The sequence below is a fragment of the Flavobacterium sp. T12S277 genome (assembly GCF_048514875.1).
Lineage (GTDB): Bacteria > Bacteroidota > Bacteroidia > Flavobacteriales > Flavobacteriaceae > Flavobacterium.
Genome location: NZ_JBLYEG010000012.1, coordinates 51,202 through 73,394, shown reverse-complemented (window position 1 = coordinate 73,394; position 22,193 = coordinate 51,202). Strand labels below are relative to the sequence as shown.

The following is a 22,193-nucleotide window of genomic DNA, read 5'->3' as shown; positions in this document are numbered from 1 at the left end:
AACAATTAATAACTAATATTATGAACAAATCAGAATTAATCGATGCTATCGCTGCTGATGCAGGAATCACAAAAGCTGCGGCAAAATTAGCTTTAGAATCATTTTTAGGAAACGTAGGAGCTACTTTGAAAAAAGGTGGTAGAGTTTCGTTAGTAGGTTTTGGATCATGGTCAGTATCTGCTAGAGCTGCTAGAGACGGTAGAAACCCACAGACTGGAAAAACAATTCAGATCGCTGCTAAAAATGTAGTAAAATTTAAAGCTGGAGCTGAATTAGAAGGTGCAGTGAACTAAGTAAGAAAGTTCCCTTAACTTATAATATAATCAAAACCTTCCTTATGGAGGGTTTTTTTATGCGGTTTAACGATTTTATTTGGGATTTTAGAAATTTTATGATTAAATTTAATAAAAATTGTAGCCGTATGATTTCAGAAAAATTAAAAAAAGGACACCTGCTTATTGCCGAGCCTTCTATAATTGGAGATTTATCATTTAATAGATCGGTAATTTTATTAGCAGACCATAACAAAGAAGGATCAATAGGTTTTATCATTAATAAACCCTTAAAGTATACTATTAATGACTTAATACCTGAAATTGATGCCACTTTCAAGATATATAACGGAGGTCCTGTTGAACAGGATAACCTTTATTTTATCCACAATATTCCTGAGCTAATCCCAAACAGTGTTGAGATTTCTAACGGGATTTATTGGGGAGGCGATTTTGAATCCACCAAGGACCTAATAAACGATGGATCTATCAGTAAAAATAACATTCGTTTTTTCTTAGGATATACGGGTTGGGATGAAAATCAGCTTGAGAATGAAATGCAGGGAAATTCCTGGATCATCACCGATAATAGTTATAAAAACAAAATTATCGGAAAATCGACCACCCATTTTTGGAAAGAGCAAATCATTGAACTTGGAGGCGACTATGTTATTTGGTCAAATGCACCTGAAAATCCATATCTGAATTAATTTTCAGAAATGGATTCATTTAGTTTTTGCACTAATAAGTGAGCCAAATTACTAGTAAACTCTTTTTTTCGATATTTGGTTATCGGCTGTATCCCCATGATTACATTAGTCAGAAATAATTCATCAGCTTTTTGAAGATCAAACGGAGAAATTACCTCCTCTACCACTTCTATGCCTTCTACTTTTTTAGCCAAAGCTAAAATCTGTTTGCGCATTATTCCATTTAAACAACCTTCAGAAATTGGCGGGGTAATTAGTTTTTTCCCCAGAACCATGAACAAATTCCCTTGTAATACCTCAACAACATTTTTAGTATCGTTTAGCAAAACACAGTTGGCCAGACCATTTTCATGAGCAAAAATACTTCCGGTTACATTTATCATCTTATTTGTAGTTTTAATAGACGATAATAATTGTTTGGTTACATAGAAGTCTTTATACAAATCCACTTCGTATTCAGCCGTATTTAAAGCATATAAGACACTCTCAAGAGCGGTTGCGTGAATCAAAAAGGAAACTTCATTCGTTTTAGGCAAATAAAATCCGCCTTCCTTTCTAAAAACTGTAATTCTGGCTCTGGCAGCTGCCGAAATACCTTTTTGCTGCACCAGACTCAAAAGCTGCTCTTCAAAATACTCCATGGTAAAATTCATTGGAATTTCCATTCGAACCACACGCATGGAAGCCATTAATCTGAAATAATGATCTTCAAGGAACAAGATTTTATTATTGACAATTTTTACTGTTTCAAAAACACCATCTCCGTATAAAAACGCACGATTTTGAGTTAATACATTCTCTTCTTCTGCCACTATAGTTCCGTTAAAATTGATCATAAAAAAACCCTGAATTTTGTTCAGGGCAAATATAAGGTATAAAATAGAATTTTACTAAACAGATCCGATAAGATGTTTCAGATCCGAGATCTGATTCTCCCACAATTGTTTAGCTTCTCCTACTTCTTCTTTTTCAGCAAAATCGACTACCATCAACGACACATCTTTGGTTAATTCATCCACCAGGATATGCAGTTCAAAAAAATATTCGGTGTCTTTACTACTCTCATCCACCCATTTGAATTTGACTTTCTCACCTGTTTTTTTGGAAGCCAAACGTGCTTTCTCCTGCGAATCATTCCAAATAAAGGTAAAGAATTCTCCTCTTGAGTTTACATTGTCGGCGAACCATTCAGATAAACCAGATGGTGTTGATATATATTGATACAATAATTGTGGCGAAGAATTGATCGGAAACTCGATTTCGTAACGTATTTTTGGATCCATGTGCTACTTTTAATTTTTTTGGAAATATAAGAATATATGTCCGAAAACAATGCATTTTTAAAAATATTTTTTTTTCTTCAATTTATGCTTGTATGCTTTAATATTATTTCTATCTTTGCACCCGCAATGAGGAACTCGGTTCTACTTGCAGTCTTGGCGAGGTAGCTCAGTTGGTTAGAGCGCAGGATTCATAACCCTGAGGTCACGGGTTCAACTCCCGTCCTCGCTACAAAAAATAAAACCCTAATCATCAATTGATTAGGGTTTTTTATTTAAAGTTATCACTTCTAAAGCAACGAATTGGAGTGAGAAATTTTAGAAAAAACACCTACAATTCGAACAATATGGATATAGTTAAATTTAAAATCACATCAAAAACGATAAAAGTAGAAGTACGCAATTCGAATAATTATGTTTTTAATTTTAATACTGCTTTAGAAATTGAAAAAGAAGACAGAGAGGTTTTATTACGACTTTATAATGCATTAGACCTTCTTTTTAAAAAAGAAACTTCTCCTGAAGTAAAAAACTATATCTCACCCAATCAAACCAATATACTGGATCAGATTTCGGCTGCTGATAATTTAGAGCAGGAAGAATAAACCATCACCGATTTATGGTTTACGATTAAAATTTATTTTCTAAAAAGAGGAAGTCTCAAAAGTGAGGTTTCCTCTTTTCTGTTTTCTTTGCATCCCTACAAAATGTTTTAGACCAATAGAGATCTTTTTACTACAGCCGATTTAACAATTAGCACTCCCTTCTGACTTCAGTATCCGAAACGACTAAAAAAGCCGCGAAAAGGCAAGAGCAAATCGATGCATTATAAAACTTTTCACAGAGAAGCGCTTACTTTAAAAAAAACGGCACAAAATATGGTAAGTGTTTTCACGCTCAGGCTTTCACCTCGCAACACAAAGCAAAATCAGGTATTTCTACTTAGTGTATTAATGTATTAAAAAACGAATTTTGCTGCCAAGTACGTGAAACCGTAAGTTATTCTCTGAAAACTAATCTATTTTAGCAAAATAAAAAGAATAAAAATCACAAAAAGAAAACTATAACACACTAACCATAAAATTAAAATCATTAAAAAAACGAACCATGGAAAAACTTTGGTGTTGGCGTTGTAAAATGGAAGTTCCTATGTTACACACAGAAGAATACCGAATTGCAACCAAACTCTATCGTGATGGCTTTGAACAAGGAAAATGTAATATGACCAGGACAGAGCGATTCAGTGAACTTCTTGATTATTATAAGCAATTAACCGGATTTAAAGAAACCGATCCTAATGCTATTATGCACCACCGAATTGATCTTTATGGCCCGCCTTGTGAAAGTTGTACTAAACCTTACCGAACGCCACATGCAACATTTTGTGCTGCGTGCGGACATAAAAGAGTAGCTGTCGCAACCAACTACAATCACCCTTCTCCTTCTCCTTCCATAATAGAAGAACAAAAATGGTGGCAAAAACTGTTGGTTCCAATTAAAGTAAATCACCCTGCGCCCGCTCTTTACTCTCTAATCACAAAACTTCACTTAAATCCATAGAAGGCAAAAGAATGAAACTCAATCTTAAAATCCATTTTTAGTGTACTAAAAGTGGATTTTTTATTTCCGGAAGCTACATTCCTTTCTTTAATGTCAAAAATGCGTTAAAATACCTTTCCGACGGTAATTTTTCGACAATTAAAAATACTTTTGTGAAAACGAAAACAAGGGGATCTTTTCATCACAGATCAGTAACCGGAAAACACAATGGTATGGATTACGAAAAATTCATCTTCTGCCTTGAAGGTGTTCCTGACGTAGAGAACAGCACTGTTACCCAGGTGGTAAAAAACCTGGAAGAGATAGCTATTGATCAGGGGATTGCCAGCATTTACAAAACCTGTGACACGATTGAAAGCTTAGAAGAAAGTTTAAATGTGTTACTTTATGAAGACCATAATTTTAAGGATTATGAGATTATTTATTTAGTAATGCCGGGCGAACCTAACAACATCTGCCTTCATGATTACTATTATAGTCTGGAAGAAATTGCAGAGCTGTTTGAAGGAAAGATGAAAGGAAAGATTATTCATTTTGCCAATTTAAAAGTACTTGATCTAAACGACGACGAAGCACAATACTTTTTAGACATTACCGGTGCACGGGCTATTTCGGGCTACGGCTCTACTTATAACAAAATAGCCAGCTGCAGTACAATCGACAAAGCTTTCTTTAGTTTGTATCAAGAAAACGACGATCTAACGGAAGTCGTAGAAGAACTCTATCAAAAACACTATACCCTGTGCAAATTACTCGATTTTAGACTGTATTATTAAATGATGAAAAACAAGACAGCCGGAACGATAAAAACATACGGTGCAAAAGGATTTCGGGAAAAGTTTCTGGGACCGGAAAATCCAATACAACTGTTGTTCAGATCGAATTCTGATCATTTTTTTTGTTTAAAAACAGAAGAAATGATGCAGCTTCGCTATGCCGTCCCTCCATCAAAACACAGCTGTCATACTATAATTTTCGTAACCTCGGGAGTTCATTTTGTGAAAATTGGTTTCGAGGAATACCAGACCCATCCCAATGAAATGATTGTCGTTCCTGCCGGGCAGATTTTTTCTATCGAGCACATTAATACCAAACACGTTGGTTTTATTTGTCAGTTTCATCCGGATGTTTTAATCGGGAAGTACGGCAACAGCGAAATGTTAAACGATTTTGATTTTCTTAAAATTGGAGGAAATCCTAAAATCTCCATCTCCGAAGACAACTTTCATTTCATAGTCAATCTCTTTAATCGCTTACAGGCAGCCTATCTTGAATCAGAAACTAACAATTCTGATATTGTTCAGGCTTATTTAATGGCTTTGTTTTTTGAAATGAACAGAAGTGCTCCAAAGACTTCTAAAAACAGTACTGCCGCAGCTGTTATTGCTGCAAAGTTCAAAAAACTCATTTACGCGAACATCAAAACACAACATCAGGTTAATTATTATGCTTCTTTGCTTAATATTACACCCAATCATTTAAACAAATCGGTCAAATCAGCAACAGGCAAGTCTGCAGCCAAATGGATTGATGAGACCATTATAACTGAAGCCAAATACCTGCTGTACCAAACTACTTTTTCGATAAGCGAAATCGCAATGCAGGTAGGACATGAGGATCATTCTTACTTTAGCCGTTTCTTCAAAAAACAGGAAGGAATCACTCCCATTCAATATCGAAAATTGATTGATAAATCCTAATTATTGCCTTTTGCATCCTATAAAAGGGAGAAGGATTTATTGAAATTTGCTCCGTAAAAAAAAGCAAATTTATGATCTATGTTTTCAAAACTTCAATTGATACAAAATCAAAGCTGGAATTCGCAAATGCCTTACTTGACGAATTGCTGCCCAATGCGATATGGAATTTTGACCTGGAGGACTGCGATAATATTTTAAGAATCGACAGTGAAACAGAAATAACAGAAAGGATTCTTAAGAACGAGATTTTCGACTGTATCGAATTAGAATAGAATCACATTTCCCCAACCCCTTTTCTTCACCCTCAATTTATTACTATGGAAACCGCTTTGCATCAAAACAAAACCTTTGACACTATTGATTATTCTGATCAGAAACTATCGGATAACGAATTTGTAAACTGCGATTTTATCAATTGTAACTTTTCCAAAAGCGATTTTACTTCAATTGATTTTTCAGATTGTACCTTTAAAAACTGTAATCTTTCACTCGCTATCCTTAAAAATACAGGTCTTAAAAACATCAAATTTATTGGCTGTAAATTAATGGGTCTCGATTTTAGTGCCTGCAACAGTTTTTTATTCTCGATGTCTTTTCAGGACTGCCTTCTTGATTATTCTACTTTTATCTACAAAAAACTAAAGAAGACCAGTTTCGTCGACTGTTCTTTAAAAGATTCTGATTTTTCAAATACTGATTTGTCGAATGCCGTTTTTAAAAACTGCGATCTTGCCAATGCCACTTTTGTGGAATGCATTTTGGAGAAAACCGATTTTAGAACGTCACGAAATTATGCTTTTGACCCCTCAGAAAATAAAATCAAAAAAACTAAAGTATCTCATGCCGCACTTGCCGGTTTGTTAGAAAAGTTTGATCTGGATATTGAATAATTTTCCTCATTGCCTTAAACAAAAAAGGGACGTCAAATCAATGACATCCCTTTTTATAAACAACCTTTGAATTAACTATGGCCTCCATTGCGGATCTCCAATTTTTTTATCAATTAGGACTTGATTTTTAATGGTAAAATTTCCTGCTGCGCTGTTTACAAACTGCGGATCTAAAGTCCCATAAGTTCCCGAAGCATCATATTTTACTGCCGCTATACCAGCCGTATGCAGTGCAGTCGAATTAAAATAATTATTATTTAAGAAAGTTGGCGCTGTAGTTGAAGCCTGATTGGTATACATTGCCAATGGCGTATCAAAAAGTGTGTTTCGAATTATGGAAGCATTACTGGCAAAACGCACATACAAAATTCGATTCGAAGCAGTCATCGCTTTATTTGAAATGGTACAGGCATCTACTAAAACGGTTGTTGTTAAACCTGTTCCCGTAATATTAAGCGCGTTATCGATACGGATGAAATCCCTGCCTGTGGCACAATTATTAAAAGTACTATTTTTAAGAATAAGCGATGCCAGGTGCGAGGTTCTGAAATCGATACAGTCTCCCTGAACAGTCAGAATATTGGTGACCACAGTATTTTCAACCGTTACCGACGCAATTTTAGTAATACCGGTCGCTGTTTGTGTTATAAATGATTTTACAAAATCATGAACATTACAGCCACTAATCAAAAGCGCCCCGTAAGCCGTACTTACGTCATTGTATTTCACCGCATCACTTTGGGTTTTATCTCCGTTAAGATCCAGATCGATCAAACTAACCTTTGTAGCTCCCGCATTCAGCGTAAATTTATTATGAAGCAATGGTTTATTATCCGCTCTCAAACCTCTGATTGTAATTGGTTTGCTCAGGATAATCTCTCCCGTATAAACATTGTATTCCCCAGGCATCAATACCAATACAGCATCGGGGTTTGCTGCTGCAATTTTTGCATTCAAATCGTCTGTAGGTTTCACTAAAATTCCGGTTCCAATATCAATTCCGGTGCTAAAAGTGACCACTCCTCTCTTTTTAGTTCCGTTAAACAAAGTAGCCGTATAAGCTGTTTCCCCTGTTAATCCAGTAACTGTTGCCACACCGGCCGTTTTTTCGGCAGCTGTAATGGTGTGTGCAATTCCGCCAGGAGCTGCGGTAATTTGAGTTACCGCGCTGTTCGGTGTCCATCTTAGTGTTACCTGCGTTGCTTCAATATCGGCAGGCTGTACAGGAAAGAAAATTTGTTCGGACAATGTTGCTGCTGTTGTTACCGACCATTTCGAATCAGCAAGTCCGGCTGAACTGACTGCCTTTACCCGTATCGAATAAACCGTTTCTCCCTCTAACGCTACTTTTACCGGAAGTTCTTTAGCCGTAACATTAACTGTTTTGTAAATCGTTTTAAAGTCGGGATCATCCGCACTGAATTCTACGATGTAATGATCAACATCCTCTTTGGCGGTCCAGTTTAGTTCGACCGTGGTTTGATTTTTAACCGCTGCTTTAAGTTCGATTGGAGAAAATAGGCTGTTGGCTCCTATATCTTGCAACACTGCTTCATTATAACTTTCGCAACCGGCAACTACCAATAAAAATACAGCCAGCAACCCTTTAAATATATCTTTTGCGTTCATAATTCTACAACTATAGTTTGTTTGTTAATTGTTTTTAGTTTCCGAAAACCCAGTCATTTACTAACTGACCATTGCTTCCGTCAATAAAAGTTTGCCAGATGGGCCAAAATTGTCTTTTATCAGGATTGACTCCGGCTTTGTACAATGTGGTTATTTTATTGTCCTCCAGTTTATCCCAGCTTTTTGAAGTGTAATCAGCACCCTGCGCCTGTGTTTCACCACGGTTCAGCCCGTAAACTTCCAATGTCGTATTATCTGCTTTGTATTTGTAATATAAGGTCGATGGTACAGTCGCATATTCGTCGCTGCGGGCTTTAAGACGGGCCATTTTAATTTTGGCTTCGTCTAATTTTGCTTTCAATAAATTCCAGCGCATCAGGGCAAATTTGCGCTCCATTTCTCCTGTAAATTCGTATTTATTCTCCTCGATAATTGCATTCATCATGGTTTGCTTGCTGGTCAGACCATCGACATAGGCATCTACTTTTACAGCCTGACTTCCGGAAGCAAAAGCTCTTCGTCGGATTTCTTTTAAATAAATGGCAGCTGATCCGGGCCCTTCTAATTCGTTAGCCGCTTCAGCAGCAATTAAAAGTACTTCGGCATAACGCATATAAATTTTGTTTACCCCATCGTCATTTGGTGCCGTAACGATACGGTTCATCCATTCAAAACGGTATTTACCAAAATACCAGGTTTGCAAATCTGTAAGTTCCTGTTTTGCTTTACCATTTACTGCGGCTCCCCATTTGTATGGAACACAGGTAACATCTCTGCGGCTATCGGTCTGATCATAATCATAAAAAACAAAAGGTAATGGTCCGTTCACCCCTCCTTTGTTTGTTCCCATCTGCTGAAACTGATCTGAAGCATCGTGACGCACAGCAAAAGTAAATAAGACTCTGCCTCGTGTAGCCGCAAAGGGAATTTCCCAAAGAGATTCTCCTCCGGCTGCTATATTTTCCTGATTGAATTTTCTCCACAGCCCTTCAAAAGTCGGCTCTAAATGTGCCGAACCACTCGCAATTACAGCACGGCACTCGTCTAATGCCAGTTTGTACATGGTACCTACTGAAAGCGCAGGATCTGTACTGCGTCTCACCCCATCTGAATATTGCTGAAAACCACTGGCCATCATAGCCAAACGGGCTCTGAAACCTTTTACAAACGCCTTGTTGATGCGCTCTGTACTTGTTGTTGCCGCGGTGTCATTAGGCCATGCCACCAAATTTGCAGCTTCGCCCAAATCAGCGATTAATTGCTTGTAAATTTCATCACGGCTCGTTTTAGGTACGTAGATGGTCGAAGTAGCAACCGGCTCAAAACGAGCAGGAACATCTCCCCAGTTTCGTACCAGATCGGCATAATAAATTGCACGTAAAGCCAACGCTTCTCCCAACAGCTGCCCCATCGCTGTATTCGGTAACGGATTACCATATTTGCGCAGCCCTCTGATACACAAATTCGCACGCTCAATTCCTTCATACATCATTGCCCAGGCATTTTTGGCCGAGTTCATTTCTGTGTTATCAGCCTTAGCATCGTAGACTACTAAATCTGATTTGGCATTGTCACTTGAAGAAGCCAAAAGCCATTCCGTGTCTGTATTCAAACCCTGATAAGTCAAAAGCCTTCCTCGGTAGGACTGTTCTTCTCCAAATGAGACTTTTATTCCGTCAACAGCACCCTGCGCCAGTCCTGCCGTAGAAAAAATAAGCTGTTCGTCTAATGTTGATTGAGCAGGAGTATCAAAGTATTCCTCTCCTAAATCCTGACAGGAAGTCAACAAACCCGAGATTATCAATCCTGCTATTATTACTTTATATTTCATTTTGTGATAAGTTTTAAATTAGAAATTAAGGTTTAAACCAAAAACCAATTGTCTGCTGCGCGGATAAGCCGAATAATCAACTCCCGGTGTTAGCGGCGTTTTTCTTCTTGTTGAAACTTCAGGATCCGGACCAGAATAATTCGTAATTACAAACACATTCGTTGCTGTTAGATAAAATCGTAGTTTGCTTACGCCCAGCTTAGACGTTAAGGCTTGAGGCGTACTATAGCCTAAAGTCAGCGTATTTAGCCTGAAGAACGAACCGTCTTCTACTGCCCAATCTGTAAACATAAATTTCTGCATATAAGGAGACCACATTGTAGTGTTGGCGTTCAACGCCTCTAAAGCGGCAGGATCTGTTACCAGTTGCCCTGAAGCCGGATCTAAATTTGTCCATCTTTTACCGTCTGCCATTTCGGTACTTAAATTTTTGTACTGCCCGTTTCTGTTTGAGGTTGAAAACTCAGCTTTATTGGCGTTGTAAATATCATTTCCAACACTCCAGTTGAAAGCAGCTGAAAGATCAAAACCATAAGCATTCGCATTAATGACTAAACCTCCCGTGTGTTTAGGATTTGAATTCCCAATCACTTTTTGATCGGAGGCCGTAACTTTATTATCGGCAGAGCCGTCGGCATTTTTCAGTTTCATCATTCCGGGCTGCAAAGCTCCTACAACACTGCTGGCATCCACAACACCTGCTTTTAAAGTATATTTTCCTCCCGCATAATCAAAGTCTGAAACTTCGTATCGTCCGTCACTTTGATAACCGTACATTAATCCCATTGGAGAACCAACATTTACTACATAATCATTCCCAACATCTGTTGATGCCCAGTTAGTGTTTACCCCAAAATTATCCATCACCCCAAGAGAATTAATTCTATTTTTGTTCATCCCAACATTCACAGAAAAACTTAAACCAAAGTTTTTCTTTTCAATGGCTATAAAATTCAAGGTAGCTTCAAAACCGGTATTTTGTGTTTCTCCCATGTTTCTAAACTGCGTTTTATATCCTGTACCTCCTACCGGAAACTCGATCAGCAAGTCCTTCGTTACATTTTTATATACATCAAAAGTTCCGTTTAAACGATTTTTGAAAAATCCAAAATCAAGACCGATGTTTTGTGTTACGGTGGTCTCCCACTTTAAATCGGGATTGGCCAAAACACTCGATGGTGACCAATAGCTGTCGAAGCCGTTGATGAAGGAATTTGTACCGGACATATAACTCTGAACCGTTTGTCCAACCGGAATATTATTGTTTCCTGCTTCACCATAACTCAATCTTACCTTAAGAAGACTCAGCCAGGACGCCTCTTTCAGGAAGCTCTCTTCCGAAATTTTCCATGCGGCTGCCGCTGCCGGGAAATACCCCCAGCGGTTGTTTCCTAAAAACCTGCTGGAACCATCGGCACGAAAAGAAGCCGTTAACAGGTAACGATCTTTGTAATCGTAATTTAAACGTCCGAAAAAAGACAATAATTTATCGTCGGGGCTGTAAAAATTATCAACGGAAAAAGGAGTTCCCTGAGTGGTTAATTTCTTAGCCTGATCCAGATTAAAGAATTCCGGATAATTTAAAAGGGTTGTTGTTACGGTGTTTGAAGTACTGGTAATCATTTCTTCTCCCAAAAGTGCCGTTAAATGATGATTTTCTCCCAGTATATTTTTGAAATCATAGTTTAAGGTATTCGCATTTCTAAAACGTACATCTTTACGATCGCTCATGACCATACCCGGTTTACCTGCGCCAATTTTAGCGGTACTCGAAAAGTAAGTAGAAGAACCGTAAAAACGATAATCGGAGTAATTGGAATTATCCAGTCCCAAATCACTTTGAAATTTTAAATCTTTGGCCAGTTTCCATCCAAAGCTTCCTAATAAGTTGTAATTTTTTCTGCTCTGCTGACGGTCGTTGTCTGTTATGGCTAAAAACGGATTTACCAGATAGCTGTTTACAGACTGATCGTCGTTATCTGTTGTTAATCCCGGCATCGGAATTGGAGCATAACCCACACTATGACGCAAACGGCTGTCTAGCGATGAAGCCTGATTTTGATCGTTCGCCCCGCCGCCATTGATATCTGTATCGGAGTAACGTACGGTAAAACCAAGGTCAATTTTGTCGCTTGCTTTATTTTTTACAGCCAATGACAGGTTGTTTCTTTTAAAATTCGAACCTACCATAATGGCTTTTTCATCGTAGTACGCGTAGTTAAAGTTGTAGCTCAGCTTTTCATTGCCTCCGCGAATTCCTAAATCACGACTGTTAACTTCACCACGGCGACCGTAAACCTGCTTTTGCCAGTCGGTACCTTTTAATCCGTTGTACAAATCGCGATCCTGCCAATTGCCAAAATACTTGGTATACGAGCTTGGATTGGTCATTATCGTTTTGTCTGTCTGATCCAGCAAAGCATATTCGTATTGCCATTTCACAAAATCATCCACCGGAAGCACGTCAATTTCTTTGGCCATGTTTTTCATGCCATAAAACATATTGAAGCTAACGGCCATTTTACCGTCTTTCCCGCTTTTAGTAGTAATAATGATTACTCCGTTTGCTCCTCTGGATCCATAGATAGCAGTAGAAGAAGCATCTTTCAATACGGTCATCGATTCTACATTTGAAGCCGCGATATCATTCATGCTGTTTACCGGAAAACCATCGACAATAATTAAAGGCGAAGCATCCTGTGTTAAGGACCCACCGCCACGTACTCTGATTTTAATATCGGCATCCGGCGAACCCTCACTCGAAGTAACCTGAACTCCGGCAATTCTACCCGTTAAGGCTTCTGCAATATTAGAAACCGGAACTTTCTTCAGGTCATTTCCTGAAATAGAAGAAACCGCTCCTGTTAAATCTGATTTTTTAACGGTTCCATAACCCACCACCACAACTTCATTTAAAGCATTTGAATCTTCGATCAGCACAATATCAACTTTCGTTTTTCCGGCAGCGTTGACTTCTTTGGTTTTAAAACCTATAAACGAATACGTCACTATTGCTTTGGGATTGGTCAGTTTTAATTTGTAACGTCCGTCAAAATCTGAAGAAGTTCCATTTTTTGTTCCTTTCTCTAAAATATTAACACCTGGCAACGTGAGTCCTGCAGCATCTTTAACGGTTCCTTCGAGTGTAATACTTTGAGCATTCATTTGATTGCTGGCCAGTAAGCACAATAAGAAAACAACTGCAAAACAACAATTTGCTCCTTTGTTAAATAAATCTTTAAAATTCATGGGGGTGATTGTTTTAGGTTATTAATTGGTTATTCTAAGTGGTTATTTCGTTTTTATCCCGTTACCTTTTTTTTACTGCTTATAAATTCCTGATTTCTTTGACAGCAACTACTTTTTCGAGCTGTTTACGGTCTTGCAAATAAGGTAATTTTTCGTCATTAAAAAAATTTGTAATCGATTACACAAACTTAAATATTTTTTTGAGATAAAAAATTAAAAATCCTAAAAATTTCCTAAAATAAATAAAACATCAAAAATAAAACCGCTTTTTTATGTGACATATGTAATTTAATCTAGTGATAAATATTAAATATATTTTTGTTTTTTTGACAATTGTTGCGATTTCATAAAAAAAACAATCGATTACAAGACAACTCATTGTCATATTATTAAGTTTTGTTTTTCCCTTTAGCAATTCTGTTCTTGGGCAAAAAATACCATAACAAACTGCTTCAAGAAAACGGAATTTAATATTGAAGGACAAATATCCGCGGCACAATGACATCCTATTCCTGTTAATAACAACTACAGTATACCACAGCCCTGCTTCGAATCGATTCAAAATGAATAGAAGGCAAAAAAAAGAGCCTCCGAACCCGATTGGTTCAAAGACTCTTTTATTAATACGGTAACCTCTTTTAAAAAATTTGCATAACAAACTTCTCTTAATAAGGATATGACAATAGAATTATGCTTTCTGAAGCTGTAAATTGACTTTATGTTTTTGCATTAAAGCAAACGTAATTACCATACCGCTTAGCGCCATACCAAGACCTATCAAGTTTGGCGAAGCATAACTGTATCCGGCAGACAAAGGCAAACCTCCTAAAAAGGCTCCCAAAGCATTCCCAATATTAAAGCTTCCCTGAAGTGCTGCCGAAGCGATCATCTCGGCACCCTTAGCCGTTTTGATCATCAACATCTGAATTGGAGCAATCACCGAAAAAGAAATGGCTCCCGTTAAAAAGGTCAGGAATAAGGACACGTATTGATTGAAGGAGAAAAAATACACCAGAATCAAATCAATCGCCATCACAAAAAGCAAAGCCAATACGGTAGGTGCAGGAGAATATTTATCGGCCAGTTTCCCTCCGGCAAAATTTCCTACTACCATTCCTAAACCAGCCAGAATCAAAATGTACGATACATCCTCCGCTTCAAACTTAGAAACATTGGTCAGCAATGGTGCGATGTAACTAATCCAGGCAAAGAGTCCGCCAAATCCAATGGCCGTAATTCCAATAATCAGCCAGGCTTCTGTTTTCTTAAAAAACAGCAATTGGGTTTTCATATTGACATTCCCGCTTTTTTCCAGATTAGGCATCCACAAATAGATAAACAAAAAGGTGAGCAAACCTACCGCAGCAATTAAAACAAATGTATAACGCCAGATAAAATTATGTCCTATATAGGTACCAATGGGCACCCCAATTAAATTTGCCAAGGTTAAACCCGAAAACATAATCGCAATTGCCTGGGCTTCTTTGCCCTTATCGGCCAAACGGCTCGCGACTACCGCTCCAACTCCAAAAAAGGCACCGTGCGGTAATCCGGAGAGAAATCTGGAAGCGAATAAAAAGTTATAGGTAGGCGCAATAATCGAAAGCGCATTAAAAACAGTTAGCATCAAAGCTAATATCAAAAGCATTTTTTTGGGTGCTAAATTTCTTCCCAGGATTACCAATAGCGGAGCACCTATTACAACACCCAGTGCATAAGCAGAAATTAAATATCCGGCAACCGGAATGGAGACCTTCATGTCTGAGGCAATATCTGGCAACAAACCCATCATAACAAATTCGGTAATACCAATTGTTAAACCTCCTAATGAGAGTGCGATAAGACTTTTTTTCATTTGTATTAAATAGAAAGGAATAGAGTTTCTATGCTGCAAATTTAACACCGTTAACCTTAAAATAAGTTGTACATTTGTGATATAAACTTGTAAATTTAAGTTATGCCGAAATTTAATCAGTTTGAAAAGCTTGTCATTCATGAATTTGAAGATGACGTATTTCCTCATGTTCCGCACACCCACACCTATTATGAAATTATTTATATCAAAAAAGGAAACGGAATTCACCATCTGAACCACAACTTATTGCCGTATAAATCGGGGGATTTGTTTGTGATTTCTCCGGAAGATGAGCATTATTTTGAGATAAAAAAAAGAACACGTTTTGTATACATCAAGTTTACAGACAATTATTTCGATTCCAACAAAAATCTTTTCTGCGACGATTTGCTCCTCAACACACCCGAGGATTTTATGCGAAATAAATTGCTAAAGGAGACCCTTTTAAAATTAGACGATCCCTGCAAAACCATTTTAAAAAATACGATCGAAAACATTACGGCCTATAATTGCAAAACCGATGTTTCAAGTTCGCCTATTGTTTTTTATCAAATTCTTTCCATTTTTGGTTTGATTAAAGAAACCATCCGTTGCATGAACTTGCAATTGAAGTCCGCCCCTATCGATAACGAGCAAATTGCAACTTATATCCATCAAAACATTTACAACCCAAAGCTGGTTCAGATTAAGGTGATAGCAGATCATTTTAATATTGCTCAAACGTATTTCAGTGCCTATTTTAAAAGGACTTTTGCTATAAGCTATCGCGATTACATCCATAATCTGAGAACTACTTTAATCGAAAAACGAATTCACAACAATCAGTTGCCCATTAAACAAATTGCGCACGAGTTTGGTTTTACTGACGAAAGCCATCTTTCCAATTACTTTAAGAAAAGGAAAAACATGAAACCTACCGATTATAAAAAACTGTAATTATTGAAATCTTAAAAAAAACTTGACGGTAAAAAAAAATACCTAAATTTGTATTTCTAAATTATTTTCGTTGACAAGAAAAGTTCACATAGTATTTCTATTCTTAACCTTTGGCTTCTTACTGTTGTCAAATGCCGGTTATGCCTGTGGAAAAACGACTGAAAAAACTTCTTGTGAAAAGAAAGCCAGCCCGAAGAAAGCGGCATCGGATACTTGCGAAAAGGATTGCTGTAAAAAAGAGGACAGCTCCAAAAATGATTCACATGGCTGTAGCCGAAAATGCGATCATTCCGGTTGTACAACATCCGGGCTTCAGTTCAGCTTAATGGCGACGAACGAGTTTGAATTCAACAGAAATCTATTTAATTTCTCCCTTGAGAAAACCACTCCTTATTACAAAAACATCAGTATTTCTGATGGTTTTACTTCTATTTGGTCACCCCCAAAAATAAAATAATTGTATTGCTGACAGCCCTAATTGCGTTTTGCAACGACTGTTTTAGGACTTACAGAAAAAAATCACAGCCTGCGTCTCACCCTATTTTTGAGACCAAAACCTGTCATAACAATCTTAAATTATTTAACTTAGAGGAAATTTAATCCTCTACTAAAATCGTATAAAATGAAAAAATCAATTTCAACAATAGTAGTAGTAATCTTAGTAGCTTTCTCTGCTAATATTATCCTGGCCAATTCCATAAAAAAAGAAACAACGACAGTAGAAGTTACTGCTGCAAGTCAGTTACAAACCGTTTATGATGCTTATTTTACGGTAAAAGATGCCTTAATTAAAAGTGATGCCAAACTTACTTCGGCGAAAGCCAAAGATTTACTGACTGCCATTACAGCTGTAAAAATGGACCAGTTAAAAGGGGACGAACACAACGCCTGGATGAAAGTCCTGAAAAAAATAACTGCCGACGCTAAAAATATTTCGACTACAACCGATCTTAAAAAACAGCGCGAAACTTTTAAATCACTTTCAAAAAATACTTACGAACTTATTAAAGTTTCAAAATCAGATCAGGCCGTATACAAACAATACTGCCCAATGGCTGATGCAGACTGGTTAAGCAAAGAAAAAGCCATTAAAAATCCTTATTATGGTTCGTCAATGCTAACCTGCGGAAATGTGGTAGAAACGATCAAGTAAATATGAAGCTCTACATCAAAAACATGGTGTGTGGACGTTGTAAAATGGTAGTGAAGTCTGAGCTTGAAAAACTCGGACTTCATCCTATTACTGTTGAATTAGGCGAAGTCGAACTACAGGACCCCATTTCCAAAAATCAAAAAGAAGTACTGCTTAAAAATTTACAGGCTCTGGGCTTTGATTTTATCGATGACAAAAAAAGTAAAACGGTTGAGAAGGTCAAAAACCTCATCGTGGATCTGGTGCATCATAAAAACAACGACCTCAAAGTTACGATGTCTGATTATTTAGTTCAAAATCTCCATCAGGATTACAGCACACTAAGCAATTTATTCTCGGAAATTGAAAACACCACTATCGAAAAGTACTTTATCAGCCAGAAAATAGAAAAGGTAAAGGAGCTACTTGTTTACAATGAACTGTCGTTAAGTCAAATCGCAGATACGCTCAACTATAGCAATGTAGCACATTTGAGCAATCAGTTTAAGAAAATTACAGGCTTTACTCCTACCAGCTTTAAACAATTGAAGGATAAAAAACGCATTGAGATTGAGAATTTATAAGATTCTATTTCTCGCAAAGACGCAGAGGTGCTAAGTTTTTCTATTCGCCTAAAACGGAAAATGCTGCAACTTCACTTCTTTGTGAGGTTATGAAAGCGTCTAAGTCTTTGCGATAAACAACAGACTTCCCAAATCTTACAAATCATTCTCAAAATTGTACAACCCAAAGTAATTGTTAGTTCAGAAATTTGCAGTGTAATACTTAAAGTACAGCAACAATGAGGTAGCACTCTGTTATTTCAGGAATGCTGTGCGGTTGCGAAATCTAAACCTTTAAAAAATGAGCATGAAACTACATACTATTATACTCGCCTTTCTAATTGCCTTTAGTGCAAAAGCGCAAAAAGTGGTTCGTTACGATTTACATGTGCGTGACACTATTGTGAATTTTTCGGGAAAAGAAAAACGAGCGATTGCGGTTAACGGGCAAATTCCGATGCCAACGCTGACTTTTACAGAAGGTGATGTTGCGGAGATTTACGTCCACAATGACTTAAAAAAAGAAAATACGGCCCTGCACTGGCACGGATTGTTCCTTCCGAATAAGGAAGACGGTGTTCCGTATTTAACACAAATGCCAATAAAACCAGGAACCACGCACAAATACAGCTTCCCTATTATTCAAAACGGAACGTATTGGTACCACAGCCATTCGGGATTACAGGAACAAATTGGTTTGTACGGACTTTTTATCATCAACAAAAAGAAAGACGATCCCACGTTTAGAAAAGGAATCGACGATTTACCAACCGTTCCTGTTATTTTAAGTGAATGGACCGATTTGAAACCGGAAAATGTACAACGAATGCTACACAATGCAAACGATTGGTTTGCCATCAAAAAAGGAACTACCCAAAGTTATGCGGAGGCTCTTAAACAAGGACAGTTTTCGACGAAAGTAACCAACGAATGGAAACGTATGAATGCTATGGACGTTAGTGACGTTTATTATGAGAAATTTCTAATTAACGGTAAAAACGAACAGCAGCTTTCGCAATTTAAAGCTGGCGATAAAGTCAGACTGAGAATTGCCAACGGAGGTGCTTCGAGTTATTTCTGGCTGACCTATGGGGGTGGAAAAATAACAGTTGTGGCCAGTGACGGAAACGATGTCGAACCCGTAGAAGTGGATCGGCTAATTATTGCGGTTTCTGAAACCTATGATGTTGTGGTTACCATTCCGGAGGATAAAAAATCCTTTGCTTTTCTGGCTACAGCCGAAGACCGAACCGGTTCCGCTTCTTTATTTTTAGGCGAAGGAGCCAAACAGTCTGTCGCCCATCTTCCGAAACTAAAATATTTTGAGGGGATGAAAATGATGAACGACATGATGAAAATGAACGGTGAGATGAACGATATGGGGATGAAAATGTCTTTAAATAAGATGGATATGAATGCCGTTATGTATCCTGAAATTACCGGAGGTGGTGAAGCTGAAAAGATGGAAGATCATTCCAAGCACAATATGGAAGGCATGAACATGTCTGCTGACACAACGGAAGTTGCCGGAATTACGACACTCAATTACGGGATGCTGAAATCGCCAACCCCAACGACACTGCCCAAAGATGCTCCGGTAAAAGAACTTCGCTTCGAGTTATCCGGAAACATGAACCGTTATGTGTGGAGTTTAGACAACAAAGTAGTTTCTGAAACCGATAAGATCTTAATTAAAAAAGGAGAAAATGTTCGAATTGTATTGTACAACGGATCGATGATGCGTCATCCCATGCATTTACACGGACACGATTTCAGAATTCTGAACGAACATGGTGAGTACTCTCCGCTAAAGAATGTGATTGACATTATGCCAATGGAGACCGACACGATCGAATTTCAGGCCAATGCCGACGGAGACTGGTTTTTTCATTGTCATATACTGTATCATATGATGGCCGGAATGGGTCGGGTTTTTACTTATGAAAATTCAGCGCCAAATCCGTTAATACACGATCCGAAAATGGCTTATAAGATGTTAAAGATGGACGACCGTATGTTTCATTTTATGGCTGAAAATGATTTTGCCTCTAATGGAAACGACGGAGAAGCGATGTTGGGCAACACCCGTTGGAGCATTGGTACCGAATGGAGACTGGGTTACAACGACAAACACGGTTATGAAACGGAGACCCATATTGGCCGTTACATTGGCAAAATGCAATGGTTTATGCCTTTTATCGGTTTTGACTGGCGCTACAGAAGAATGGGAATGGACGAACAGGAACAAAATCTTTTTGGTCAAAAGAATACAAAAGACAATCGTTCGGTGCTGAGTGCCGGTATCGAGTACACCTTACCTATGCTGGTAAAAGCGCAGGTCGAAGTGTATACCGATGGAAATGTGAGAATACAGTTTGAACGAAAAGACATTCCTCTTTCCAGACGTCTGCGCATGAATTTGATGTGGAATACGGACAAGGAATACATGGCGGGACTAAAGTACATTGTCGGAAGAAACTTTGGAATTACTACACACTATGACAGTGATATGGGCCTTGGCTTTGGAGTAAATTTGAATTATTAAGCAAAAAGATACTTTTACTTTAATCGTAACGTACTGATTTAAAAGACCGCAATAGGCCTTTTAAACGTTGTTTAGAAAATTAATTTATTACAAAAACATTAACTAAACTGTAAGAGTTAACACCGGAAACTCTTTTTATATTTGAACCATTATCGTCAATTAGAAAACAAAATTATAAAACCTTAAATTAAACAAAAATGAAAAAATTATTTACCGTTTTAGCTCTTGCTTTATTTACAATTGGTATTCAGGCACAAGACACTAAGCCAGCTCCTAAAAAAGAAAAAGAGAAAAAAGAATCTTGTTGTAAAAAAACAGATACTGCAAAAAAAGACGATGCCAAAAAAGATAAAAAATCATGTTGCGTTAAAAAATAAACGAAACTTGTTTCAACAAAAAAGAGGCTGTCATTAGCCTCTTTTTTGTTGTTCCCTGTCATTTCGACTAAAAGGAGAAATCACATTAGCAACTCGACAAAGATTGGCAACTTTCTATGCGTAGTTTCTTGTGTGATTTCTCCTTTTAGTCGAAATGACAAGATTGAGATAAAGATCAACGATAACAGAAAAAAATCTGCGAAATTCGCTAAATCTCCGTGTAAAAAAACGACCCAACCAAAGGGAACGGACGAAGCAATTGACACAAACTAAATCAGATATTCAGCATTTGACTTAAAATTTTATACTAATTCGGGGACAAGAATGCCTGTTTTTAATTCCCTTAACAAAGCTCGAAACGTTGTCAGAGGTCCTTATTGTAAACTCCGGATACCTGAGTATTTGGCAAACATAATTTGTGAAATCACTCCATCCGTTCCCTTAGGCCGGATCCTGATGAAAAACTATTTAATTCGAACGCTCCACTCAAAATCCATTTCAGAAACCTGAGTACCGCTCTCATCTGTTCCAATCGATTTCATCCAGAAGGTTTGCCCCTCGCCTGTTTTGATTGTTCTTTGAATGGCATCGGCTATTAAATGTCCGTCGTTACAAACAAAGGTTATTCTTCCTGTTGCTTTTTTAGTAAAGTTCCCCTTATTGTTTGCTACCAGCATCGAAATCTTTTTTCCGCTTTGTTGAATCTGAGAGATCACCAATGCTCCGGTAGTTAGTTCCGCAGCCATTGCCTGAACAGCAAAATACATCGAGTTAAACGGATTTTGATTGATCCATCGGTGTTTGACACTTACCACGCATCTGTCTTTGTCGATTGCCTTTACACGCACACCACAAATGTAGGCCGATGGTAGTTTGAATAATACAAATTTATTGAGTTTGGAAACAGATAATGCCATGGTATTTATTTTTTTTATGTAAAAATACAAAAAAACTATGCACGCACAATAAATTCTAAACACTTTCCAGGATTACCAATAAAATCAAGTATTCCGAATGGTTTTCAGTCAATTATAGTGATCTGAAAAATTTTAATCTTGTTAAAATTTTGTTAATGTTTGGTACTATGCAAAACAAGATACTGTCTTTTAGATATATATTTGCATAAGAAATTACTATATACTTTTAATCATGGAAACAACAACACCACTCATCATGGAAACGACCTCAGAAAAGAACACTGCAACGTTCACACATTTAAGTACATTAAGCCAGTACATCATTCCGTTTGGGAATTATATTTTCCCAATATTGATCTGGACGAGTTACAAAGACAAATCAGAATATGTAAATCATCATGGAAAGCAAGCTTTAAATTTTCAATTGAGTCTTTTGCTTTATACGTTAATTCTGGCTCTGATTGCAATTCCGATTTTCGTTACTGTTTTTTTACAGAACCTTCCAATGGAAGCTGTTTTTAACGACGAAGATTTTATCATCAGAAATTTTGACTTTAATGGAAACATTGCTCTTTTAAGTATCGGAGCAACAGCAGTTTTACTTTTTGGAGTATTAAAATTTGTTGAATTCTTTTTAGTGATTTATGCTTCAATAAAAGCGTCAAACGGAGAATTATACAAGTATCCGTTAACGATTCCTTTTATCAAGTAGGCTTCGACTTCGCTCAGCCAAACACAAAAGTTAAA

At 37.4% G+C, this 22,193-nt stretch carries 22 protein-coding genes and 1 tRNA gene; 16 read left to right on the top strand and 7 right to left on the bottom strand.

Annotation, left to right across the window (positions count from 1 at the left end; translation table 11 throughout):
* Window positions 1-20 precede the first annotated feature (20 nt).
* Both ACN1CN_RS16780 and ACN1CN_RS16775 read left to right on the top strand, forming a co-directional pair.
* Window positions 21-293, top strand: a complete 273-nt coding sequence (locus tag ACN1CN_RS16780) for an HU family DNA-binding protein (RefSeq protein ID WP_017498096.1) — start codon at window positions 21-23, stop codon at window positions 291-293.
* 128 nt (window positions 294-421) lie between these two features.
* Window positions 422-982, top strand: a complete 561-nt coding sequence (locus ACN1CN_RS16775; protein WP_173965240.1) for a YqgE/AlgH family protein — start codon at window positions 422-424, stop codon at window positions 980-982.
* On the opposite strand, the gene ACN1CN_RS16770 is transcribed toward ACN1CN_RS16775, so the two are convergent.
* Both ACN1CN_RS16770 and ACN1CN_RS16765 read right to left on the bottom strand, forming a co-directional pair.
* Entirely contained in the window at window positions 979-1,818 is an 840-nt protein-coding gene (locus ACN1CN_RS16770) for an aminotransferase class IV (protein ID WP_419136460.1), read from the bottom strand. The genes ACN1CN_RS16775 and ACN1CN_RS16770 overlap by 4 nt on opposite strands.
* A 54-nt stretch (window positions 1,819-1,872) precedes the next feature.
* Window positions 1,873-2,265: an START-like domain-containing protein gene (locus ACN1CN_RS16765; RefSeq protein WP_026984135.1), complete on the bottom strand. Its 393-nt coding sequence runs from the start codon at window positions 2,263-2,265 to the stop codon at window positions 1,873-1,875.
* A gap of 155 nt (window positions 2,266-2,420) precedes the next feature.
* Here ACN1CN_RS16765 and ACN1CN_RS16760 point away from each other — a divergent pair.
* From ACN1CN_RS16760 to ACN1CN_RS16730, 7 genes are all read left to right on the top strand, one after another.
* A tRNA-Met gene (locus tag ACN1CN_RS16760) sits at window positions 2,421-2,494 on the top strand.
* Window positions 2,495-2,609: 115 nt separating this feature from the next.
* The gene (locus tag ACN1CN_RS16755) at window positions 2,610-2,867 is read left to right on the top strand and encodes a hypothetical protein (protein WP_264525174.1); all 258 of its coding nucleotides are present in this window, start codon (window positions 2,610-2,612) and stop codon (window positions 2,865-2,867) included.
* 544 nt (window positions 2,868-3,411) lie between these two features.
* A complete protein-coding gene (locus ACN1CN_RS16750; protein WP_264525175.1) occupies window positions 3,412-3,822 on the top strand; it encodes a hypothetical protein in 411 nt (136 codons plus the stop codon).
* 212 nt (window positions 3,823-4,034) lie between these two features.
* Window positions 4,035-4,598, top strand: a complete 564-nt coding sequence (locus tag ACN1CN_RS16745; RefSeq protein WP_419136528.1) for a DUF6642 family protein — start codon at window positions 4,035-4,037, stop codon at window positions 4,596-4,598.
* A gap of 3 nt (window positions 4,599-4,601) precedes the next feature.
* A complete protein-coding gene (locus ACN1CN_RS16740; RefSeq protein WP_419136459.1) occupies window positions 4,602-5,522 on the top strand; it encodes a helix-turn-helix domain-containing protein in 921 nt (306 codons plus the stop codon).
* A 71-nt stretch (window positions 5,523-5,593) separates the two neighbouring features.
* Window positions 5,594-5,794: a hypothetical protein gene (locus ACN1CN_RS16735; protein ID WP_264525177.1), complete on the top strand. Its 201-nt coding sequence runs from the start codon at window positions 5,594-5,596 to the stop codon at window positions 5,792-5,794.
* A gap of 45 nt (window positions 5,795-5,839) precedes the next feature.
* The gene (locus ACN1CN_RS16730) at window positions 5,840-6,412 is read left to right on the top strand and encodes a pentapeptide repeat-containing protein (protein ID WP_419136458.1); all 573 of its coding nucleotides are present in this window, start codon (window positions 5,840-5,842) and stop codon (window positions 6,410-6,412) included.
* Window positions 6,413-6,487: 75 nt separating this feature from the next.
* Here the strand turns inward: ACN1CN_RS16730 and ACN1CN_RS16725 are convergent, their stop codons facing one another.
* From ACN1CN_RS16725 to ACN1CN_RS16710, 4 genes are all read right to left on the bottom strand, one after another.
* Entirely contained in the window at window positions 6,488-8,041 is a 1,554-nt protein-coding gene (locus ACN1CN_RS16725; RefSeq protein ID WP_419136457.1) for a DUF4957 domain-containing protein, read from the bottom strand.
* Window positions 8,042-8,075: 34 nt separating this feature from the next.
* Window positions 8,076-9,872, bottom strand: coding sequence for a RagB/SusD family nutrient uptake outer membrane protein (locus tag ACN1CN_RS16720; protein ID WP_419136456.1), 1,797 nt, complete (start codon window positions 9,870-9,872; stop codon window positions 8,076-8,078).
* Between the two features lie 18 nt (window positions 9,873-9,890).
* Window positions 9,891-13,121 (bottom strand): SusC/RagA family TonB-linked outer membrane protein, encoded by a 3,231-nt coding sequence (locus tag ACN1CN_RS16715; protein ID WP_419136455.1) that lies wholly within the window; start codon window positions 13,119-13,121, stop codon window positions 9,891-9,893.
* A gap of 688 nt (window positions 13,122-13,809) precedes the next feature.
* A complete protein-coding gene (locus ACN1CN_RS16710) occupies window positions 13,810-14,976 on the bottom strand; it encodes an MFS transporter (RefSeq protein ID WP_419136454.1) in 1,167 nt (388 codons plus the stop codon).
* A 102-nt stretch (window positions 14,977-15,078) separates the two neighbouring features.
* On the opposite strand from ACN1CN_RS16710, the gene ACN1CN_RS16705 reads away from it, so the two are divergent.
* The 6 genes from ACN1CN_RS16705 to ACN1CN_RS16680 all read left to right on the top strand — a co-directional run bounded on the left by ACN1CN_RS16705 (window position 15,079) and on the right by ACN1CN_RS16680 (window position 20,529).
* Window positions 15,079-15,912, top strand: a complete 834-nt coding sequence (locus ACN1CN_RS16705; protein ID WP_419136453.1) for an AraC family transcriptional regulator — start codon at window positions 15,079-15,081, stop codon at window positions 15,910-15,912.
* Between the two features lie 70 nt (window positions 15,913-15,982).
* Window positions 15,983-16,369, top strand: a complete 387-nt coding sequence (locus tag ACN1CN_RS16700; RefSeq protein WP_419136452.1) for a hypothetical protein — start codon at window positions 15,983-15,985, stop codon at window positions 16,367-16,369.
* Window positions 16,370-16,534: 165 nt separating this feature from the next.
* Complete coding sequence (locus ACN1CN_RS16695; RefSeq protein WP_264525185.1) at window positions 16,535-17,065, top strand: DUF3347 domain-containing protein; 531 nt, start codon at window positions 16,535-16,537, stop codon at window positions 17,063-17,065.
* A 2-nt stretch (window positions 17,066-17,067) separates the two neighbouring features.
* The gene (locus ACN1CN_RS16690) at window positions 17,068-17,628 is read left to right on the top strand and encodes a helix-turn-helix domain-containing protein (protein ID WP_264525186.1); all 561 of its coding nucleotides are present in this window, start codon (window positions 17,068-17,070) and stop codon (window positions 17,626-17,628) included.
* A gap of 286 nt (window positions 17,629-17,914) precedes the next feature.
* On the top strand, window positions 17,915-20,152 hold the full coding sequence (locus ACN1CN_RS16685; RefSeq protein ID WP_419136527.1) for a multicopper oxidase family protein: 2,238 nt from the start codon (window positions 17,915-17,917) through the stop codon (window positions 20,150-20,152).
* 197 nt (window positions 20,153-20,349) lie between these two features.
* The gene (locus ACN1CN_RS16680; RefSeq protein WP_263361872.1) at window positions 20,350-20,529 is read left to right on the top strand and encodes a hypothetical protein; all 180 of its coding nucleotides are present in this window, start codon (window positions 20,350-20,352) and stop codon (window positions 20,527-20,529) included.
* A 464-nt stretch (window positions 20,530-20,993) separates the two neighbouring features.
* Here ACN1CN_RS16680 and ACN1CN_RS16675 read toward each other — a convergent pair whose 3' ends face one another.
* Window positions 20,994-21,446, bottom strand: a complete 453-nt coding sequence (locus ACN1CN_RS16675; protein ID WP_264525187.1) for a DUF4442 domain-containing protein — start codon at window positions 21,444-21,446, stop codon at window positions 20,994-20,996.
* Between the two features lie 232 nt (window positions 21,447-21,678).
* Here ACN1CN_RS16675 and ACN1CN_RS16670 point away from each other — a divergent pair, with 232 nt between their 5' ends.
* A complete protein-coding gene (locus ACN1CN_RS16670; RefSeq protein WP_419136451.1) occupies window positions 21,679-22,158 on the top strand; it encodes a DUF4870 domain-containing protein in 480 nt (159 codons plus the stop codon).
* Window positions 22,159-22,193 lie beyond the last annotated feature (35 nt).

Excerpts from the sequence above, each read along its gene's own strand:
- ACN1CN_RS16750 (WP_264525175.1), top strand. The coding sequence starts at position 3,412 with ATGTTACACACAGAAGAATACCGAATTGCAACCAAACTCTATCGTGAT.
- ACN1CN_RS16765 (WP_026984135.1), bottom strand. The coding sequence starts at position 2,265 with ATGGATCCAAAAATACGTTACGAAATCGAGTTTCCGATCAATTCTTCG.
- ACN1CN_RS16775 (WP_173965240.1), top strand. The coding sequence starts at position 422 with ATGATTTCAGAAAAATTAAAAAAAGGACACCTGCTTATTGCCGAGCCT.
- ACN1CN_RS16725 (WP_419136457.1), bottom strand. The coding sequence starts at position 8,041 with ATGAACGCAAAAGATATATTTAAAGGGTTGCTGGCTGTATTTTTATTG.
- ACN1CN_RS16675 (WP_264525187.1), bottom strand. The coding sequence starts at position 21,446 with ATGGCATTATCTGTTTCCAAACTCAATAAATTTGTATTATTCAAACTA.
- ACN1CN_RS16730 (WP_419136458.1), top strand. The coding sequence starts at position 5,840 with ATGGAAACCGCTTTGCATCAAAACAAAACCTTTGACACTATTGATTAT.
- ACN1CN_RS16705 (WP_419136453.1), top strand. The coding sequence starts at position 15,079 with ATGCCGAAATTTAATCAGTTTGAAAAGCTTGTCATTCATGAATTTGAA.
- ACN1CN_RS16770 (WP_419136460.1), bottom strand. The coding sequence starts at position 1,818 with ATGATCAATTTTAACGGAACTATAGTGGCAGAAGAAGAGAATGTATTA.
- ACN1CN_RS16735 (WP_264525177.1), top strand. The coding sequence starts at position 5,594 with ATGATCTATGTTTTCAAAACTTCAATTGATACAAAATCAAAGCTGGAA.
- ACN1CN_RS16745 (WP_419136528.1), top strand. The coding sequence starts at position 4,035 with ATGGATTACGAAAAATTCATCTTCTGCCTTGAAGGTGTTCCTGACGTA.
- ACN1CN_RS16720 (WP_419136456.1), bottom strand. The coding sequence starts at position 9,872 with ATGAAATATAAAGTAATAATAGCAGGATTGATAATCTCGGGTTTGTTG.
- ACN1CN_RS16690 (WP_264525186.1), top strand. The coding sequence starts at position 17,068 with ATGAAGCTCTACATCAAAAACATGGTGTGTGGACGTTGTAAAATGGTA.
- ACN1CN_RS16685 (WP_419136527.1), top strand. The coding sequence starts at position 17,915 with ATGAAACTACATACTATTATACTCGCCTTTCTAATTGCCTTTAGTGCA.
- ACN1CN_RS16695 (WP_264525185.1), top strand. The coding sequence starts at position 16,535 with ATGAAAAAATCAATTTCAACAATAGTAGTAGTAATCTTAGTAGCTTTC.
- ACN1CN_RS16780 (WP_017498096.1), top strand. The coding sequence starts at position 21 with ATGAACAAATCAGAATTAATCGATGCTATCGCTGCTGATGCAGGAATC.
- ACN1CN_RS16680 (WP_263361872.1), top strand. The coding sequence starts at position 20,350 with ATGAAAAAATTATTTACCGTTTTAGCTCTTGCTTTATTTACAATTGGT.
- ACN1CN_RS16670 (WP_419136451.1), top strand. The coding sequence starts at position 21,679 with ATGGAAACAACAACACCACTCATCATGGAAACGACCTCAGAAAAGAAC.
- ACN1CN_RS16740 (WP_419136459.1), top strand. The coding sequence starts at position 4,602 with ATGAAAAACAAGACAGCCGGAACGATAAAAACATACGGTGCAAAAGGA.
- ACN1CN_RS16715 (WP_419136455.1), bottom strand. The coding sequence starts at position 13,121 with ATGAATTTTAAAGATTTATTTAACAAAGGAGCAAATTGTTGTTTTGCA.
- ACN1CN_RS16710 (WP_419136454.1), bottom strand. The coding sequence starts at position 14,976 with ATGAAAAAAAGTCTTATCGCACTCTCATTAGGAGGTTTAACAATTGGT.
- ACN1CN_RS16755 (WP_264525174.1), top strand. The coding sequence starts at position 2,610 with ATGGATATAGTTAAATTTAAAATCACATCAAAAACGATAAAAGTAGAA.